This window comes from Nonomuraea sp. NPDC051941, from assembly GCF_044593615.1.
Window position 1 is genome coordinate 294,594 of record NZ_JBIUCF010000001.1, and the last position, 18,172, is coordinate 312,765.

Below are 18,172 nucleotides of genomic sequence, written 5' to 3' on the forward strand. Positions count from 1 at the left end.
GCTCTGGACGGCGAGGCCACTTCCAGCGGCGAGGCCACTCCCGGTGCCACAGCTGCAGCACGGTGCCCCCACCCCGTGGCCGCGCGCGGTGGGTGCCTGACCGGGTGCACGCGGTTCCCCACTGGGCACACTTGAAACTCAACCCACAGTCGTACAAGTGATCCAAAAAATCGGACTCAGGGCGCATTGGAGCAGGTCCAGCCCTCGCGATAACGTCCATCGCATGACGCTTTCCCTCCACCGACGCGCAGTCGTGGCCGACACACACAACGATCTGCTCATGGCCGTCTCCGCGCGGCCGCCTCAGCAGTGGGCCTCGTTCTTCCGGGAGAGATGGCTGCCCCAACTCGTCGAGGGTGGGGTCGATCTGCAGGTCCTGCCGGTCTTCATCGACGACCAATATCGGCCGGAGGGCGCGCTGAGGCAGACGTTGCGCATGATCGAGTGTGCGCACGTGCTGGCCGAGGGAAATCCCGACCATGTCCGGATCTGTCTGAACGCGGCCGACATCGACCGCACGCTCGAAGAGGGCAAGATCGCGCTGGTGATCGCGCTGGAGAGCATGCCGGGCATCGACGCCGACGTCGAGCTGATCTCGACCGTTCACCGCCTTGGCGTACGAGTGGCGTCCATCGCGCATTTCGGGCGCACGGCGTTGGGCGACGGCAGCGGTGAGGACGCCATAGGCAGCGGCCTGACCTCCCACGGCATCGCGGCGCTGGAGGAGATGGAGCGGCTCGGCATCGTCTTCGACGTCTCCCACCTGGGCGCCTCCGGCGTGGCGCACGTCCTGGAGCTGGCCACCAGACCGGTCATCGCCACCCACTCCGCCGCCAGGGCGCTGCGCGACCACCACCGCAACCTCACCGACGACCAGCTCCGCGCGGTGGCCGCCACGGGCGGCGTGATCTGCGTCAACTTCTTCGCCCCCTTCCTCGCCGAACGCGAGGAGGACATGACCCTCGACCGCCTGCTCGACCACATCGAGCACATCGTGTCCGTCGCCGGGATCGACCATGTCGGGCTCGGCCCCGACTTCATCCGCGAGGTCATGGACGACCTGACGCCGCCGTGCTGCGAGGGCCTCAATACGAGAGGCGTCAACCCGAAGTCGGCCGTCCCGGGGTTGGCGGGTCCCTCCGGCCTGCCCATGGTCACCGAGGGCCTGCTCGCCCGCGGCCTCCCGGAGAAGGACGTCACGAAGATCATCGGCAGCAACGTGCACCGCTTCCTGAGCGAGCAACTGGCGTGATCGGCGACATGCGGTCGAGGTTCGGTCAGCGGCAGCCGTGGTCCGGTCAGCGGCAGGGTGCATCGCCTTCGGGCAACAGCTGAGCTGGTCAACGCCGGCGTGCACCGCCTTCGGGAAACAGCCGGGTCGGCTAACGCCGGCGAGCATCGCTCTCCGGCCAGGTAACTCGGTCGGTTAACGACCGCGCGCACGCTTTTCCGGCAAATAGCTGGGCCGGTTGGCGGCAGCGTGCACCGTTTTCCGGGTAAGTAGCAGGTGGAGTGGGTGGCGGCGGCCGGCGCCGTCTCCTGGGTGAGCGGTTGATGGTGTTGGCGGCAAGGCGTGTTGGTTCCTGGGCGGGAGCCGGTTCGGTTGGTAGCAGCGGGCGTGCTGCTTGGGCGAGTGGTCGGTGGAGTGGGCGGCGGCGTTCGCCATCTCCTGAGTGAGCAATTGACGGCGTTGGCGGCAGCGTGCGCCGGCTCCTGGGCGGGAGCCGGTTCGGTCGGCGGCAGCATGCACCTCTTTCAGAGGATCTAAGTGCGCGGCATGCGCATGACCCCTTCATCACCCCTTCTCGGACGGCGATCGGGCCGGTGCGAGCTGACGGCTGCGGAGAGGAAACGGAATGAAGCACGAGCTCTACGGAGGGACGGCATGATCGAGGATCTCGAAGAGCTGGTGTTGTGCGAGTCCTTCACCCACGACCTGGAGGCCGTTGCCCGCAGCGCGAAGGTCGTGGCCACGATGGGAGCCCGCTACCTGGGCACGCAGCCCGAGTTCCTCATGATCGACGGCGTCACGCACCTGCGCTGGACGTTCGGCACCCCCAAGGTGTTCCTGCTGTGCCACCACGACACCGTCTGGCCGATCGGTACCCTCGCCACCCACCCCTGGTCCGTGGTGGACGGCGTCGCACGGGGGCCCGGGGTGTTCGACATGAAGGCGGGGCTGGTGCAGACGTTCCACGCGCTGGCCGGGCTCGACTCGCTCGAGGGCATCACTCTGCTGATCAACGGTGATGAGGAGTGCGGTTCCCGTACGTCGGCCGAGCTGATCAAGGAGACCGCCCGCGGGCTGGCCGCCGCGTTCGTCATGGAGGCGAGCGCCGACGGCGGCGCGCTGAAGACGTCCCGCAAGGGCACCGCCCTCTACACCGTCAACGTCCGCGGCCGGGCCGCGCACGCCGGGCTGGAGCCCGAGAAGGGGCTGAACTCCGCGATAGAGCTGGCTCACCAGGTCCTGGCCATCGCCGCCATGGGCGCGGGGGCCACCACTGTCACGCCGACGGTGTTGTCGGCCGGCACGGCACGCAACACCGTCCCCGCCGCGGCCTCGGTCTCAGTGGACGTGCGGGTGGCTGAGATGTCGGAGCAGGATCGGGTGGACGCGGCCTTCCGCGCGCTCCGGCCGGTCCTGCCCGGCACCCGCCTGGAGATCCTGGGCGGCCCCAACCGGCCGCCGCTCGAGAGCGCGATGTCGTCCTCGCTGTACGCGTTGGCGCAGGAGCTGGCATCGGACCTGGGAGTGGGGCCGCTGATCTCGGCCTCGGTGGGCGGCGCCTCGGACGGCAACTTCACGGCGGGAGTCGGCTGCCCGACCCTCGACGGGCTGGGTGCGGTGGGCGGCGGGGCGCACGCGGACGACGAGCACGTCATCGTCGCCGAGATGCCCCGGCGCACCGCCCTCCTCCGCGCCCTGATCGAAGCCGTCCGTGGCGGGGCGTGAGCGTGGGTGTCCTTGCCGTGTGACCCGAGGTGTTCGTCCCGGTGGCCGTAGGACTGTTCGTCCCGGTGGCCGTAGGGCGGCTTGGGCGATCTCCTCGGCGGTGCCGAGCCGGTTGGTTGATGGGCTGGTTGGCGTCGGCGTGGTTGGAGGCACGGCCGGAGATGCCGCCAAGGCAGCTGAGGCCGGGATGCCGCCGAGCTGAGGCCCGGATGCCGCCGAGGCCAATGAGGCGCGAGATGCCGTCGAGGCCAGTGGATGCGCCGAGGCTGTTGGGGCCGAAGATACTGCCGAGGCTTGGGATGCCGCCGAGGTGACGATGGCTCTGCTGTCTTGTGCGCGCATGTGCCGCAGTGGAGGTTCCGGCGGCGATCAGGTCTGATGCGGTGACGTGTCAGAGGCCGTGTCAGCTCGGCAACGGTCCGATATCAGCGCGGCCGGCGATGGTGGATCCCATGAACGGCTCAGCCATCACGGTCCCGTGCTCGACGGCATCGCGCCGGATGCCCGGACCGGCACGGTTCGGATCCGACGGCGCTGGGAAGACCGCGGCAGCGAACGTGTTGACCGCGCTGCTGACCCCCGCGACGACCGGCTCACCGGCGAGGAAAACCCGCTGCTGATGGCAGACCCGCGTCATCGCTTCCATTCAGCCCTGATCGCGATGTCCCGACCTGAACCTAGGTCGATGAGAGGAATGACCATGGAAATCCCCCTCACCAAGATGCCGACCGCGCGTCAGCCCGGCTGCCCCTTCGACCCGCCCAAGGAGCTGATCCAAACCCGCGAGCACAGCCCGATCACCCCCTACCCCTTCCCCAGCGGACACCAGGGCTGGCTGATCACCGGATACGACCTGGCCCGATCGGTCCTGGCCGATCCGCGGTTCAGCTCGCGCAAGGAGCTCATGCGCCACCACCCGACCATCGACTACGGCGACATCGAGGTCCCTCCGGCGCCGCCCGGCGAGTTCCTGCTCATGGACGAGCCCCAGCACAGCCGCTACCGCAAACCGCTGGTGGGCAAGTTCACCGTCCGGCGGATGCGGCTGCTCACCGAGCGCGTCGAGCAGGTCACCGCCGAGCACCTGGACGCCATGGAGAAGGCCGGGCAGTCGGCGGATCTGGTGACCGCCTTCGCGAAGCCCATCCCCGCCATCATCATCTGCGAGCTGCTGGGCGTGCCGTACGAGGACCGGGGCCGCTTCCAGGACAACATCGACAAGTTCCTCGGCGGGGAGGTCAGCGACGAGGAACTGATCGCCGCCTACACCGCGGTCCAGCAGTACCTCGCGGAGCTGGTGGTCGCCAAGCGCGCCAACCCCACCGACGACGTGCTCAGCGACCTCACCGACAGCGACCTGACCAACGAGGAACTGCAGGGCATGGCCCTGATCCTGTTGTCGGCGGGGTTCGACACCACTGCCAACATGCTGGCGCTGGGCACCTTCGCGCTACTGCAGAACCCGGAGCAGTTGGCGGCGCTGCGCGCCGAGCCCACGCTCATCGAACCGGCCGTGGAGGAGCTGCTGCGGTATCTGAGCGTCCTCAGGGCGTTCCAGAGGGTAACGCTGGAGGACGTTGAGCTGGGCGGCCAGACCATCAAGGCCGGTACGACGGTCATCCTGTCGGGCAACACCGCCAACCGCGACCCCGAGCGCTTCACCGACCCCCACGTGCTCGACATCCGCAGGCAGGACGGCGGCCACCTGACCTTCGGCCACGGCATCCACCAATGCCTGGGTCAGCAGCTGGCCCGCGTCGAGATGCGCGTCGCCTTCCCCGCGCTGTTCAACCGCTTCCCCACGCTGCGCCTGGCCGTACCGGCCGAAGAGGTCAGCCTGCGCCCTGAGACCGCCGACATCTACGGGGTCAAGAGCCTCCCGGTCACCTGGGACGCATGACCGCCGCGACGTAACGCGCCCTCGTCCATCCCACGCCGCATCGCCCCGCCGCCCTTCGCCGCCTGGGCGGGGTGGAGCGGAGGAATGGGCGGACCCGCTCGGCCTCACCTGCGGTCCGCAGCCTTGGAGAGGGCCTTGGTGACGAGTTCGGCGACGTGCTCGACCGCTTTCACCCCGGCCCCCATCGTGCGGTGCCGGTGGGAGATGACGGCGATCAGGTACGTGTGCCCGTGGCGGTCGCGTACCCGGCCGATGCTGTTGACCGTCCACCGGCCCCCGTCGCGCGGCCGTGGCAGCCAGCCGTTCTTGAGGGCCACGTCCCCGCGTCCGGCCGCGCTGACGCCCCACGACTGCTCCGGCGTCACCTCGCTCATCAAGCCGAGCACGTACCGGCGGTTCTTGGCGGAAAGGGGGCTCTTGGGGGAGGTGAGCGCGGTCAGGAGGCGGAGCTGGTCGGCGGCGCTGGTCGTGGTCGCTCCCCACGCTCCTCCGGGGCCGGGGGTGGTGTCGCGCAGGCCGAGCTTCCGGTGGGCGGCGGCCAGGCCCGGCGCGCCGCCGATCGCGGACCACAGCGTGGACGCGGCGGCGTTGTCGCTGACCTTGACGGCCCGCGCCGCCCACCCCCGTTCCCGGCCGGTGAGGCCACGGTGCCGGCGCTGGGCCTTGAGCAGCAGCGCGACCACGAGGTCGACCTTGACGATGCTGGCGGTGGCCGTTCTGAGGCGGTGGTTGTAGGTGTAGGACAGGCCGGTGGAGAGCTCGCGTACCGACACCGAGAGCTGGCCGGGGAGGTCGTCCAGGTAGCGGTGCAGGGAACGGGTCAGCGCCTTCCTGTACGACGAACCGCGCGGAGCAGGCGCTGACGGCGTGGTCGCGGCGACCGGGCGGGGGACGAGCGGGGCGGGTACGGGCGCGGGGGCGGGGCTGCATGAGATGAGCAGGGATGACGAGAGGACGGACGCCGCCAGGGTTCGCCGGAGCGGTCGCGTCCCGGGCTGGGACGGCACGGCGGCCTACATGGGGGAGAAAAGCGACAAAGAGCGCGAAGCCATGGCAGGCAGCATTGCGGCGCAGCTGTTTCTCCGGTGTTAGCCAGGGCGGGTTCAGCTCGGTGAGCCCTTGCCTTCCGGGTCCAGCGGCGTCTGCTTGCAGGTGATACCGCGCTTCGGGGGCTGAGCGCTGATCAGGTACTGCTCGACCGGCTCGCGGATGCACTTCTCCGCGTTGGTCAGGTAGGCGGTGTGTCCGTCGCCGTAGTAGGTGAGCAGGACGCCGGACGTGAGCTGGTCCGCCAGGCTCTGAGCCCACTTGTACGGGGTCGCGGGATCGCGGGTGGTGCCGATCACGAGGATCGGCGGCGCTCCGGTCGCGGTCACCGCCCCGGGCTGCCGGGTGGGCCTGACCGGCCAGTACGCGCATGCCAGCCACGGCCACACGACGAACGAGCCGAAGTGCGGCGCGACCTTCCCGGCCCGGTCGGCCAGGTCCTGAACGGCCGCGAGGTCGGCGGGAAACGGCTTGTCGACGCAGTTGACCGCCTGCAGTGCCCCGAGCGGGGCGATCATCTCCTGCGCATAACCGAGCTTGAACAGGCCGGTGCCGTCACCGTCGTCGATCGCCTGTATCAGCGCCTGCCGCAGCGTGGGCCAGTAGTTCCGGTTGTAGAGGGCCGTGTAGATCCCCTGCGTCACCCCGTCGTCGTCCACCGGGACGCGGCCGTCCGCCCGGTTCTTCAGGGGCTCGCGGGCGGCCCGTTCCTGCAGGCCGGAGATCTTGCCGACGGCCCGGTCCACGCTCCCGGTGCCCAACGGGCAGCCGGCGGTGCTGACGCAGTAGGCGGCGAAGGCGCGGAGTGCTGTCTCGAAGCCCTCGGCGTGACCGAGGAGGAACTCCTCGCCCGTCAGTTTCGGGTCGGACGCGCCGTCCAGGACCAGGGCCCGCACGTTCCGGGGGAACTGGTCGGCGTAGAAGGCGCCCAGGTACGTGCCGTACGAGAATCCGAGGTAGGTCAGCCGCCTGTCGCCGAGCGCCGCCCGCAGCACGTCCATGTCGCGGGCGGCGTTGACCGTTCCGACGTACGGAAGATCGGCCCCGGACCTGGCCTCGCAGGCGGCCACGAACGCCCGCCAGAACGTGGCCTCGGCGTTGACCTGGGCGCGCGTGGTGGGCGGATCGTACAGGAGGCGCTGCTCGGCCTGCCGGTAGTCGAGGCAGCGCACCGGATCGCTCCGCCCCACGCCGCGCGGGTCGAACCCGACGAGGTCGAAGCGATCTCGCAGTGCCTCGCCGAACGCCTGGTTGGAGGTACGGAGGAAAGAGACGCCGGATGCGCCGGGTCCTCCAGGGTTGGTCACCAGTGAGCCGATGCGCCGGGATCTGTCTTTCGCGGGCAGCCGGATGACGGCGATCTTCAGCTGGTGACCCTCGGGACGGGCGTAGTCCCGTGGCACCTTCAACGTGGCGCACTGAAAGCCTTCTCTGCAGTCCGACCACGACAATTTCTGCTGATAAAACGGCTCAAGGCCGGATGCCGGCGCGGTCGCCGTCATCGTCATGCTCTGCGCGCCGGCGCACGCGACCGCGAGAATCCCCGTCGCCGCGGCTACCGCTGCTCTCCGAAGTGCCGTCACCGCCCATTCCCCCTGTTTCGGGCGATTCATTACTCTACGTGATGCTATGTAGCCATTCAGTTATTATGTAACGCAAAGTGAGGGGCGGAGGCATCGACACCTCCGCCCCTCCGGCCCCTGGGAGTCAGGACCGGCGTCGCGAGGAGCGCCATGGGCATATGGAGAACCTCGCCGGCCCCCGCGACACTAATCCGCCTCCCGGCGCCGCGTCTGCGCAGGATTACTCAGAAGCTCATCATCCGCTCGGCCGGTGCGGGGCGCAGCGGCGGCACCATGTGCACCCTGGCCGAGCCGATGTCGAAGAACAGCCCCACCAGCTCCAGCTTCCCGGCGCGCACCTGCTCGTCGACCTTCCGGTAGGTGCGCAGGTTCTCCAGCTGCTGTTGCACGTTGACCCGGCACAGCACGTCGAGAGCGCCGCTGTGCAGCCGGTCACCCTCGGTCTCGATGAACGTGGCCAGGCTGTGGTTTCCGTGCCGCAGCCACCTCCTCAGCCCCGGCAGGCTGCCCGCCTGCACCCCGCCGCTCAGCACCCCGGCCATGGCGCCGCACCCGGAGTGCCCGCACACCGTGATCGTGTGTACGCCGAGGACCTGCGTGGCGTACTCGATCGCCGCCACCACCGAGTCGTCGTGCGGTTCGGAGCCCCGGCGCGGCACCAGGTTGCCGATGTTGCGCACCGTGAACAGGTCTCCGGGCCCGCTCGCGGTGATGAGGCTGGGCACGATGCGGGAGTCGGCGCACGTGATGAACAGGTGCGAGGGCTGCTGCTTGCGGGCCAGCTCGGTGAAGATGGGCCGGACCAGCGGCGCCGTACGCCGGTGGAACTCGCGCGCCCCCGCCGTCAGCAGGCACTCCGCCTCGGTGGAGTCGGGAGCCGAGGGACGGACGGGATGACGGCGGTGCGACCACGGCAGCCACCAGCGGTCCGGCACCTTGGGCGGCGACTTCACCGGGAACATGCGCGCGCCGCTGGCCGCCAGCGTGTACCACTCGTCGTGCAGCTCGTCGATGTCGACCGTGCCGCCCATGCGCTCGTGGTCCAGCCGCCAGGAGTGGATGGCCTCGAAGGCGGCGTTGTCCATGAAGTCGATGTTCAGGTCGAGGTCCACGGCGGTGGCCGGGGCGATCGTCCGCAGTTCGTGCGTGAGCCTGGGCACCCCCAGGAACGTCAGCGAACCGGACACCGTCACGTGCAGCCGCCCGTCGCCGCCGTCGCGCTTCAGGACCGTGACCCAGGTCAGGCGGCGCAGCGCGAGCAGCGCGGCCAGGATCAGCCCCACCACGACGCCCTCGGCGAGCCCGAGCGCGATCACGGTGAGCATCGTCACCACGTAGACGGGCACCTCGCCGTGGCCGTGCACCTTCCTGATGTGACCGAGGTTCACCATCTGCACGCCGATGAACACCAGCAACGCCGCCAGCGCCTCCAGCGGGATCAGCTTGATCGTCCAGCCGAACCCGATCGCGAACACCAGCACCCACACCCCGTGCAGGATCGCCGACCAGCGGGTACGCGCGCCGGCCTGCACGTTCGCGGTGCTGCGCACGATCACCCCCGCCACCGGCAGGCCGCCGAGGGCGCCGGTGACCATGTTCGCGACGCCCTGGCCGGTCAGCTCCTGGTCGAGGTCGGCGCGGCGGCCGCCGTGCATCCCGTCCACCGCCACGCAGCACAGCAGCGACTCGCACCCGGCCAGCAGCGCCACCAGCAGCACCGCCCCCACGATCAGGTGCCAGTCGCCGTGCGGCAGGACCGGGAAGGCCCACTCGGTGACGCTGTGAGACAGGTCCACGCGCGTGACGTCCCACTCGAACACCCACGCCGTCACCGCCGCCACGACCAGCGCCACCAGCGGCGCGGGCACGACCTTGACCCGCTTGGGCAGCCGCGTCCACAGCGCGAGCACCGTGATCGTGAGCAGTCCGACGGCGACCTTGTGGCCGTGCAGGTTCGCGATCTGCCCGGGCAGCTCGATCAGGTTGGCCACGGCCGAACGCTGCGAGCTGCCGCCCAGCACCACGTGGAGCTGGGAGAGGGCGATGATCACGCCGACGGCCGCCAGCATGCCGTGGATGACCGCCGGCGACACCGCGAGTGCCGCCCTGGCCGCCTTGAACACGCCCAGCAGGAGCTGCACGGCGCCGGCCAGCAGGGTGATCATGCAGGTGGCGCGCCATCCGTACGTCTGCACGAGATCCACGACCACCAGCGACAACCCGGCGGCGGGTCCGCTGACCTGAACGGCGGAGCCGCCCAGGACGCCCGCCACGATCCCGCCGACCACGGCGGCGATCAGACCGGCGGCCAGTGGCGCGCCGGAGGCCATCGCGATGCCCAGGGACAGGGGCACCGCGACGAGGAAAACCACGAGCGAGGCTGGCACGTCATGCCGGAGGGTGCTCAGCCAGCTACTCTTCGTGTCGGGGATCATGGAGCAAACCCTATTGCTCCGTCGACCCTGCTTTAGGGGTGGCTCACGCTGGTTTTACCCATTAATGGGCGCGTGCGTTCACCGGTAGTAGTCGTGCGGGTGTTCCTGGTCGGACCCGCGACGGTGGTTGCCGCCGTCGTTGCCGTTCTGGGAGCCGTACGTCGGCCACGAGGTCGCGCTCGACGGCGGCTCCGGCCAGGCGGCGGCCGGGGCGGTGGTGATGTCGCCCGTCTCGTACGCGAACGGCGCGCCCTGCGGCGTCGGAGGCACCGGAGTCGACGTGGACAGCACGTCGTCGTAGGCCGAGACCGCCCTGCCGGGCACGGTCGGGGTGCCGGTGGCGGGGGAGGGGCCGGTGAGCGGGTCGGTGTCGTCGGCCACGGCCCAACCGGAGCGCACCTCGTACGAGGCGGGGTAGGAGGAGCGCGCGGCGGGCTGCTCGAACGCCGGCCAGGACGTCCCCGAGCCGTAACCGGCGGCGGGGGCGGGGTCGTCGAGGATGTCGGGCTGCGCGGGCCATGAGCCGGACGAGGAGGGCGTCGCGGGCGGGTTGGTCCAGGTGGTCTCGGCCGCGTTGGTGTAGGCGGGGAACGGGTCGCTCGTGGGCGCGCCGTGGATGGGGGCCGGCTGGGCGGGGAAGGAGCCGCTCGAGGAGGGGGTGGCGGGGTAGGCGCCGCTCCCGCCGGGCTGGCTCACGGGGCTGGCCGGGAAGGTGCCGCTGGCGGCGGGGGCCGCCGGGAAGGAGCCGGTGCCGCTCCTGGGCGAGTTGTTGGACGACAGGGAGTCGGGGCGAGGGGAGGGGACCGGCTGGGCGCCCGCGCCCAGGATGCTCATCACGTCGGCCGTGGGGGCCGCGAACGTCACCGTACGCTGGTCGGCCATCTCCGACTGGGACGGAGCGGGGCGCTTGGCGGGCTCCACCAGGTCGGCGAGGTTGGCCGCGGCGGAGGCCGGCTGGCGCTGCGGCAGGGGGGCCTGGATGGTGGTCGCGTCGGGGTCGACGGCGGCGGCAGCGGGCCGCGGCTTCGCGGTGCGCCCCTGGCGCTTGGGGGCCGCGGGGCGCTCGGCGGGCTTCTCACGCTCGACCGGACGGGAGGAGGCCTTCCTGGCCGCCACGGTGCCACCCGCGCCGAAGCCGCCCTCTTCCGCGTCGCTGCGGATGTTGGCCCAGAACTCCTCGTCGTCGTCATCCGTGCTCGGGTTGCCCCACTCGTCGACGCCGCGCCTGCCACGCTGACCGGTGCGCACCGGTTTGGGCTCGCGCTCGCCGATGGGGCTGAAATCGGGGCTGAAATTGGCCATGCGAGGCTCGTGCGAGGCGAACTCGTCGGTGGACCGCGTCTGGGTCCTCTCCTCCTTCTCGGCCATCTCCTTCAGGCGTTCCGGAGGGAGAGAACTCTCCCGGCGGCTCATGGAACGCATGCCCAGTGCCACGACGACGAGCACGAGGAGCACGACGGCGACCAAGCTCACTACGACCGCGATCATTGCACCACCCTCAAAGCCATGGCCTCCCTTCGGCGCCGGTGAGATCGCGCGGCCATCGACGCGACCTGCCCCCTTTGATCACCAGTGCCTAACGATTGGATCTGATTGTGTCGGACCACTATGAGCGTTGTCACACCCTACGTGAAGAATAGGTACACCGGACTACCTGCTGTGATCGCTCTCTCACTGGATGTCGACCGCTGTGAGCCGACCCCGGGCGATCGTCTTGTCCGCGATCTCCTTCAGGATGTCGGGGAGCTCGTCACCCTGCTTGAGGTCGACCCGTCCGTTCAGCGTGTAGACGGTGAAGCGATAGCTGCCCGGGCTTGTGCAAGGCGGCTCATAGCCCTCCTTGCCGCCGGTGACCTTCGCCTGGCCGGACCCCTCGGGCGGGTCCGCCGCGGCGTTGGGCCCCAGCTCGGTCGTGGTCGCCGGGATGTTGTAGAGCACCCAGTTGACGGCCGAATCGGACGGTGTGTGGGAGTCGACCACGATCGCGATCGACTTCGCCTCGGACAACGGTTGGCTCGACCAGCGCAGCGGAGGACTGCCCTCGCCACCCCGGCAGGAGTATTCGGCGGGGAGCGGCTTGCCCTCCCCCAACTCCGGGCTCGAGACGTTGATCTCCGCGATGTCCTTGGCCTGAGATCTGCCGATGAAGCTGCCGCAACCGGCCAACGCGAACGCCGCAGTCACCGCCGTCACACTGACGGTGATGCGCCGCATGCGTGTTGCCGCGTTACACAGCCCCATGCCGGACGATGCTACGCGGCTCTCGGCGGTGCGCAGACCGTTTCTCGATGGTCGGTGCTCGGTAAAGGATCCGAAACGGGTCAGAATCGCGGGATCCGTGGAGTGACGTTGGCCACAGGAGTGGCCTGCGTGTCTGTTGGGGGACCGGAATCGGGTCGCGCCTCGGGACCCGGCCTGGCCTGCTGGTTCGATGCGGTGGGACGGGGGTGGGCTCATGCGCCCGGATCCGACAAAACGGACACCATTTTCGGTCACGGTGATGCCGCAAAAACCAGGTGCGCCGGATTGGCCCCTGGATGTAGGAGCTCGTGGTGATTCGGGCGGCTCTGGTGGCCCGAATCGGGCGGTGGTGGTTCGCGGGGCGTTCGGGCCACGGGGTGAGGGGTGCCGGCGCGACGGCCGGTGGTGGTTCGTGCGGGTGACGGCGGCTGCCACGTTGCGTGAGGCGCTTGCGCGGTGGTGCGGTCATGCGCTGGCCGAGCCTGGTTGGCACGTACGTGGCGCCGCCGACGTGGCCAAGCTCGACAGCCTGCGGCCGGCCGCCACCGAGCATGGCACCGGGGCGGAGGGGCGCGACGGCCGACACGCCGAGGATCTCGGTCGATCTTTAGCGGCTCGCGGGCTGATCGCCCTGCCTCCGCGCGCCCTAAGCTGGCCTTGTGACGTCAACTGGCCCACTGCGCGATCCGGCGAACCGCGTCTCGCCGAAAGCCGTCCGCCTGTGGCTGCTCGAATCGCTGGTCGCCTTCGTGTTCTTCCTCGGCGGCTCGCTTCTGGTGGCGCGGTGGGTGGGCGGGAGCGGCTGGTCGTGGGTGCCCGGCTGGTTCGCGGACAACTCCTGGCTGCTGCCGGCCGCGGTCGTGCTGCTGACGGCGCCGTTCCTGGTGGCCGAGCCGTTCGTACGGTACGCCGTGCACCGCTGGGAGCTCTCAGGGGACGTCGTCTACGCCAGGTCGGGGTTCTTGACCAGGGAGTGGGTGTTCGTGCCTGTGAGCCGCATCCAGACGGTCGACAAGGGGCAAGGGTGGATGGAGCGGCTGCTCGGGCTGGCCACGCTCGAGATCCGTACCGCGTCCCACGCCGGGTCCTCGACGATCAAGGGTCTTGACTACGCGGTGGCGGCCGGGCTCGCCGAGCAGCTCGCGCACCGCGCCGAGGCGCTCAGGGACGACGCGACATGACCGACCCCCACCACCCGCAAGGCGACCCGCCCCCTCAGCCCTCTTGGAGCGAGCCGCGTCCTCAGCCGGATCCCGCCCCTCGAAGAGATCCTGGTCCTCCGCCTCCGAGCGAGCCGCGTCCTCTTGCCGGTCCTCCGCAGCCGTACCCCCGGGACGGCGCTCCGCCCTGGGTCGCGCACCCGGGCGGCGGCGTTGGGAGCGGGCAGGCGTCCGAGCCGTGGAGCGGTCCGCCCGGCCCGATGGGAGGGCCGCCGGGTCCTCCGGTCCGGGTGCCGCTGCGGTTGAGTCCCAAGGTGCTGCTCATCGACCCCGTACGCATGCTGCCCTCCCTCCTCCTGCCCCTCGTCGGCGTGCTGTTCGTGGGCGGGTTCTCGGCCCACTCGTACGTATGGGCGGCCCTGGGTGTGGCGGGCACCGTGGTGTTCGCGATCATCAGGTGGGCCACCTTCAGCTACGAGATCGTCGGCGACCGGCTGGAGACCAAGCGGTCGCTGATCAGCCGTTCCGTCCGTACCATCCCGCTTGAGCGGATCCGCGGCGTCGACGTGTCCACGCCACCCCTGCACCGCCTGCTCGGCCTGACCGTGCTCAAGATCGACACCGGGGCCAGCGGCGGCGACGAGGAGGCCGAGCTCGACGGGGTCACACCGGAGGAGGCCGACCGCCTCAAGTCGGTGCTGCTACGGCGCGCGCCCCGGCCCGAGGCGCAGGTTTCCGAGGCGGCGGCCCCTCACGAGCGGGTGATCATCGGGGTGCCGCGGAAGTGGCTGCTGTACGGGCCGCTGTCCGGCGCGTACCTGCTCACCCCCTTCGCCCTCGCGGGTGGCGCCGTGGGCCTGGCGTTCCAGTGGGGCGACGACCTGGGCCTCGACCAGGACGCCGCCTGGAGCGCCGGCGAATGGGTCTGGGACCATCCCTACCTGCTGGTGGCCGTGGCGGTGCTGCTCGTGCTGGCGATGCCGGTCGTGGGCGGGCTGATGTACGCGGTCTTCAACTGGGACTTCAAGCTCAAGCACCGCGACGGCTACCTGGTCGCCGAACGAGGGCTGATCAACCGGCGCAGCGTGTCGCTGGAGTCCGCCCGGGTGCGCGGCTACGAGATCGTGGACGGGCTCGCCGAACGCTGGGCCGGGGTCGTACGGGCCTGGGCCATCGTCACGGGGCTCGGCGACTCCGAGACGCGCGGGCAACTCCTGCCCGACGTGCCCCGGGCCGTGGCGTACCAGGTGACCGCAGAGGCCATCGGCCCCCACCAGGCCGAACTCCGCCGCCACCCGCCCGTGGCGCGCAACCGCCGCCTGTTCCGCGCCGTCTTCCCGTGGGCCGTGCTGGCGGTGGCGAGCGCCGTGGGGATCTGGGCGACGGGGATGATCCTCTGGTGGGTCCTGCTGGTGCTCGCGCTGCTGCTGGCCGGGGCCGGGATTCCGCTCGGGCTCGACCGGTACCGGTCACTGGGACACGGCTACGACGGGGTACGCGTGGCGGTGCGGTCGGGGTCGCTGCGACGCTCCCACGCCGTGATCGAACGCCGGGCCGTGGTGGGGTGGCGGCTGCGGCAGACGTGGTTCCAGCGGCGGGCCGGAGTGCTCACGCTGATCGCCGGGGTCGGGGCGGGCAAGGGGGGCTACTCGGCGATCGACGTGTCGGTGGCCCAGGGGGCGGCGTTTCCCGGTGAGGTGACGCCGGAGTGGCTCGCCCCCTTCCTCGAGTCCCCAAGCACACCGCCCACAGCCTGACCCCCGGCACCGCCCGAGCCCCCGGTCCCTCTCCTCTGCGCGGTGGACCGGGAAGTTCGTGCCGAGGCACCGATCCCCCTTCCTGCGGGGGTGGACCGGGGGCTCTCGTCCTTCGTTACGGCCCATGACCTTTGCGGCGGCGGTGGACCGGGAGGCCCCGTCCTTCGTCACGGCCCTCGCGCCGGTGTGGTGCCGCTGAGGTCGTGGCACCGTGGCTGGCGGTGGGCCGCCGAGGTCGATCTCCGCGCCTGGGGCGGGTCAGTCCTGGCGGCGGGCGCCGAACATGATCTCGTCCCAGGTCGGGACCGAGGCGCGGCGGCCCCGCGAACCCTTGCGCGCCTGGCGGGCCGCCGGAGCGGGCGGGGGAGACGGCACCGGCACGGGCGGCTCCTCCTTGGGCGCGTCCTTGCCGGACCGCGCCGCCGGGACCGCCGGGGCGGTCTTGGGCTCCGTCGGCTTGGGCTTGGGAGCGGGCGCCGGCGGCTTGGCCTCCTGAGCGGGCTGCTCGGGCTCGGCCGCGCTCTCGGGCTTCGGCGCAGCGGGCTGAGCCGTGGGCTCCGGCGCGGCGGCCTCCGCAGGCTTCGTCGCAGCAGTGCTCGCGGCTGCGGCACCGCTGGCGGATTCCGTCGTAGTGGTGGTCGCGGCTTCCTTTGCGGCGGCGGCACTGGCGGGCTCCGCCGTGGCGGTGCTGGCGGCCTCCGTTGTGGGGGTGCTGGCGGCCTCAGGTGTGGCGACCTCAGGGGCCGCCTCGGGCTGCGGCTTGGCGTCCGGTACGGCCTGGGTCGCCTTCTGCTCGGGCATGGCGGCCGTCGGCTCGGCGGTGGGCGCGTCTGCCGCTGGCTTGGACGTCTCGGCCTTTACGGCGTCGGTGGCCTGGACGTCCGTGGTGTCCCCATCGGCGGGCGCGTCGGCAGGCGCGGAGACGGCCTCGGAGACCGGCGTGGGAGCGGGCTCAGGAGTGGGCTCGGCGTCGCTGGCCGAGGCGACCGGCTCGCCGGCCGACGACGTGTCCGACTCGGTGGCCGAGGACGCGACCGGCTCGGTGGCCGAAGAAGTGACCGGCTCCGTGGCTGGTGCCGACTCGGTGACCGGGGTCGGCTCCGCGGACGCGACCGGCGCCGCAGATACCGCCGACTCGGTGACTGCAGCCGACTCCGAGGCGGCCACCGGCTCGGCGACCGCAGTCGGCTCCGCGGATGCCGCGGGCTGGGTGACTGCCGCCGACTCGGAGGTCGCTGCGGGCTCACTGACTGCGGTCGGCTCGGAGGTCGCTACGGGCTGGGTGACGGCCGTCGCCTCGGAGGTCGCCGCGGGCTCGGTGATCGCGGTCGGCTCCGAGGTCGCCGTGGGCTCGGCGGCTGCGGTCGGCTCCGTGGATGCGGCGGGCTCGGCGACCGGCATCGGATCCGCGGTTGTCGCTGGCTCGGTGGCCGGCGTCGGCTCGGTGGTTGCTACGGCCTTCGCGGGTGCCACGGGGTCTGCGGATGCCACGGGTTGTGCGGCCGCCGTCGCCTCAGGGGCCACGACCGGCTCAGGGGCTGCGGTCGGCTCGGAGGTCGCGATCGGGGCCGGGGTCGTGCTCGGCCGGCTGGTCGCGGCGGAGTGGGCGTCCTGAGCGGGCTCCGTGGACGGCTCCGGTGTGGCAGGCCGCTCCATCGCAGCGGGCGTTGCGGCCTCGGGCTTCGCGGCCTCGGCCTGCGCGGGCGACTCCACGGCGGCGCTCGCCTGGCCCTGGCCGACACGCTGGGCTTCAGCGGCGAGCCGGGCGTCAGCGCCGGGCAGGGTCTCAGCAGCGGGCTGAGCCTGGGGTGCGGGCTGGGCTGCGGGCTGGGCCTGGGGTGCGGGCTGGGCCGGGGTGGTGTGCTGGTCGTGGGTGGTGGGCTGGTGGTGGGGCTCGGTGGTGGGCTGGGGCGTGGGCGGTGTGGCCGCGGCGGGCTGGGACGGTGCGGGGGCCTGCGGGGCAGGGCTCTGCTCGCGCCAGGCCACCGGGCGCTCCTGGGCGGGCGGCTCCTCGACGGCGGGCGGCGGTGAGGTGCGGGAGTCCGCGGGAGTGCCGGCAGGGGCGTAGATGGAGGAGTCGGCCTCGCGCCCGGCAGGACGGCCGGAGCCGAAGTCGGGCAGCCACGGCGAAGACCCGCCGCGGCGGGACGAGGTGTCGCCGGGGCGGGCATAGCCGGTCTCGCGGGCGGGCGGCTCCGGCCGGTAGTGCTCGCCGGGGTCGGGCGTGTCGTAAGACACCTCTCTGGAGGTGTCAGGCTCACGTGGTGGCGCGCCCCGCTCGAACGGGGGCGCCGCCTCCGGGGCGCGGCCGTACGCCGTCTCCGGCGACCTGGGCGGCGGGTTGTAGCCGACCGCCGGCTCCTCCGGCTCGCGGCGCACCACCGACGGGAACGGCAGCGGGTCGGAGGCGAGCGGCGGCACCGGCTGCAGCTTGGCCACCCGCGGCGTGAACGGCGTCACCGTCGTGTCCTCCACGACGACGGGATCCGGGTCGAAGTCGGCCGACGACAGCCGCATGGCCTCGTCGTCATGGGGCGTCACGTGCCGCTTGCGCGGGTCGAACAGCCATTCGGCGTGGCGCGTGTGACCGTTCCACACGTAGCCGAGCTTGACGCGCCACAGCCCGTCGTCGCGCTTGGCGGAGTCCCAGTCGATCTCGTCGGTGGGCACGCCCCGCCTGGTCAGCCGCTCGGCGACGAGGTCGCCCAGGGTGGGCCCGGGCGCCGACTCACCGGGCATCCGGACGGCCACACGTTGCGCCTGCTGGGCGACGTACTCCCGCTCCTGCAGCACCGGACCCTCGAACCAGCGGACACGCTCGACCGGGATCCCGGCGGTCGCGGCTATCTCCTCCGCCGTCTCTCCGGCGCGGATGCGAGCCTGGATCTCCTTGGGGCGCAACGGACTCTCCACTTCGATCTCGTACTGGCCGAGACGGGAGAAGTTGCCGCGGACGGCAGCACGGAGCCGGTCGTCCACGGGAAGCGTGAAGCGCGTACCTCGCCCGGCAGTAGCCAGCACGAGATAGGTGCCGTCCTCACTCACCGCGACGAGTCGGAGCTCCTGCATGCGAGTCCCTTCGTCAGCGTCGCC

At 71.4% G+C, this 18,172-nt stretch carries 12 protein-coding genes; 5 read left to right on the top strand and 7 right to left on the bottom strand.

From position 1 onward, the window contains the following. The first annotated feature begins 223 nt into the window (after window positions 1-223). Together ACIHFD_RS01320 and ACIHFD_RS01325 are read left to right on the top strand one after the other, a co-directional pair. Window positions 224-1,252: a dipeptidase gene (locus ACIHFD_RS01320; RefSeq protein WP_397365074.1), complete on the top strand. Its 1,029-nt coding sequence runs from the start codon at window positions 224-226 to the stop codon at window positions 1,250-1,252. A 633-nt stretch (window positions 1,253-1,885) separates the two neighbouring features. Continuing rightward, window positions 1,886-2,956 (top strand): M20 family metallopeptidase, encoded by a 1,071-nt coding sequence (locus ACIHFD_RS01325; protein WP_397365075.1) that lies wholly within the window; start codon window positions 1,886-1,888, stop codon window positions 2,954-2,956. A gap of 403 nt (window positions 2,957-3,359) precedes the next feature. On the opposite strand, the gene ACIHFD_RS01330 is transcribed toward ACIHFD_RS01325, so the two are convergent. Further along, window positions 3,360-3,602 (bottom strand): hypothetical protein, encoded by a 243-nt coding sequence (locus tag ACIHFD_RS01330; protein WP_397365076.1) that lies wholly within the window; start codon window positions 3,600-3,602, stop codon window positions 3,360-3,362. A 54-nt stretch (window positions 3,603-3,656) separates the two neighbouring features. On the opposite strand from ACIHFD_RS01330, the gene ACIHFD_RS01335 reads away from it, so the two are divergent. Continuing rightward, entirely contained in the window at window positions 3,657-4,856 is a 1,200-nt protein-coding gene (locus ACIHFD_RS01335; protein ID WP_397365077.1) for a cytochrome P450, read from the top strand. A 104-nt stretch (window positions 4,857-4,960) separates the two neighbouring features. Here ACIHFD_RS01335 and ACIHFD_RS01340 read toward each other — a convergent pair whose 3' ends face one another. From ACIHFD_RS01340 to ACIHFD_RS01360, 5 genes are all read right to left on the bottom strand, one after another. After that, a complete protein-coding gene (locus ACIHFD_RS01340; RefSeq protein ID WP_397365078.1) occupies window positions 4,961-5,863 on the bottom strand; it encodes a serine hydrolase in 903 nt (300 codons plus the stop codon). 96 nt (window positions 5,864-5,959) lie between these two features. Further along, on the bottom strand, window positions 5,960-7,306 hold the full coding sequence (locus tag ACIHFD_RS01345) for an alpha/beta hydrolase (protein ID WP_397365458.1): 1,347 nt from the start codon (window positions 7,304-7,306) through the stop codon (window positions 5,960-5,962). A 404-nt stretch (window positions 7,307-7,710) separates the two neighbouring features. Further along, window positions 7,711-9,921, bottom strand: coding sequence for a bifunctional SulP family inorganic anion transporter/carbonic anhydrase (locus tag ACIHFD_RS01350; RefSeq protein ID WP_363965977.1), 2,211 nt, complete (start codon window positions 9,919-9,921; stop codon window positions 7,711-7,713). Window positions 9,922-9,999: 78 nt separating this feature from the next. Continuing rightward, complete coding sequence (locus ACIHFD_RS01355; protein WP_397365079.1) at window positions 10,000-11,409, bottom strand: hypothetical protein; 1,410 nt, start codon at window positions 11,407-11,409, stop codon at window positions 10,000-10,002. Between the two features lie 183 nt (window positions 11,410-11,592). Then, entirely contained in the window at window positions 11,593-12,162 is a 570-nt protein-coding gene (locus ACIHFD_RS01360) for a YbhB/YbcL family Raf kinase inhibitor-like protein (RefSeq protein ID WP_397365080.1), read from the bottom strand. Between the two features lie 659 nt (window positions 12,163-12,821). Here ACIHFD_RS01360 and ACIHFD_RS01365 point away from each other — a divergent pair. Then, window positions 12,822-13,343 (top strand): PH domain-containing protein, encoded by a 522-nt coding sequence (locus ACIHFD_RS01365; protein WP_350722916.1) that lies wholly within the window; start codon window positions 12,822-12,824, stop codon window positions 13,341-13,343. A 281-nt stretch (window positions 13,344-13,624) separates the two neighbouring features. Continuing rightward, complete coding sequence (locus tag ACIHFD_RS01370; RefSeq protein WP_397365081.1) at window positions 13,625-15,079, top strand: PH domain-containing protein; 1,455 nt, start codon at window positions 13,625-13,627, stop codon at window positions 15,077-15,079. A gap of 258 nt (window positions 15,080-15,337) precedes the next feature. Here ACIHFD_RS01370 and sepH read toward each other — a convergent pair whose 3' ends face one another. After that, window positions 15,338-18,148 carry a septation protein SepH gene (gene sepH / locus ACIHFD_RS01375; RefSeq protein WP_397365082.1) on the bottom strand — a complete coding sequence of 937 codons (2,811 nt, stop codon included), beginning with the start codon at window positions 18,146-18,148 and terminating at the stop codon, window positions 15,338-15,340. Between the last annotated feature and the right edge of the window lie 24 nt (window positions 18,149-18,172).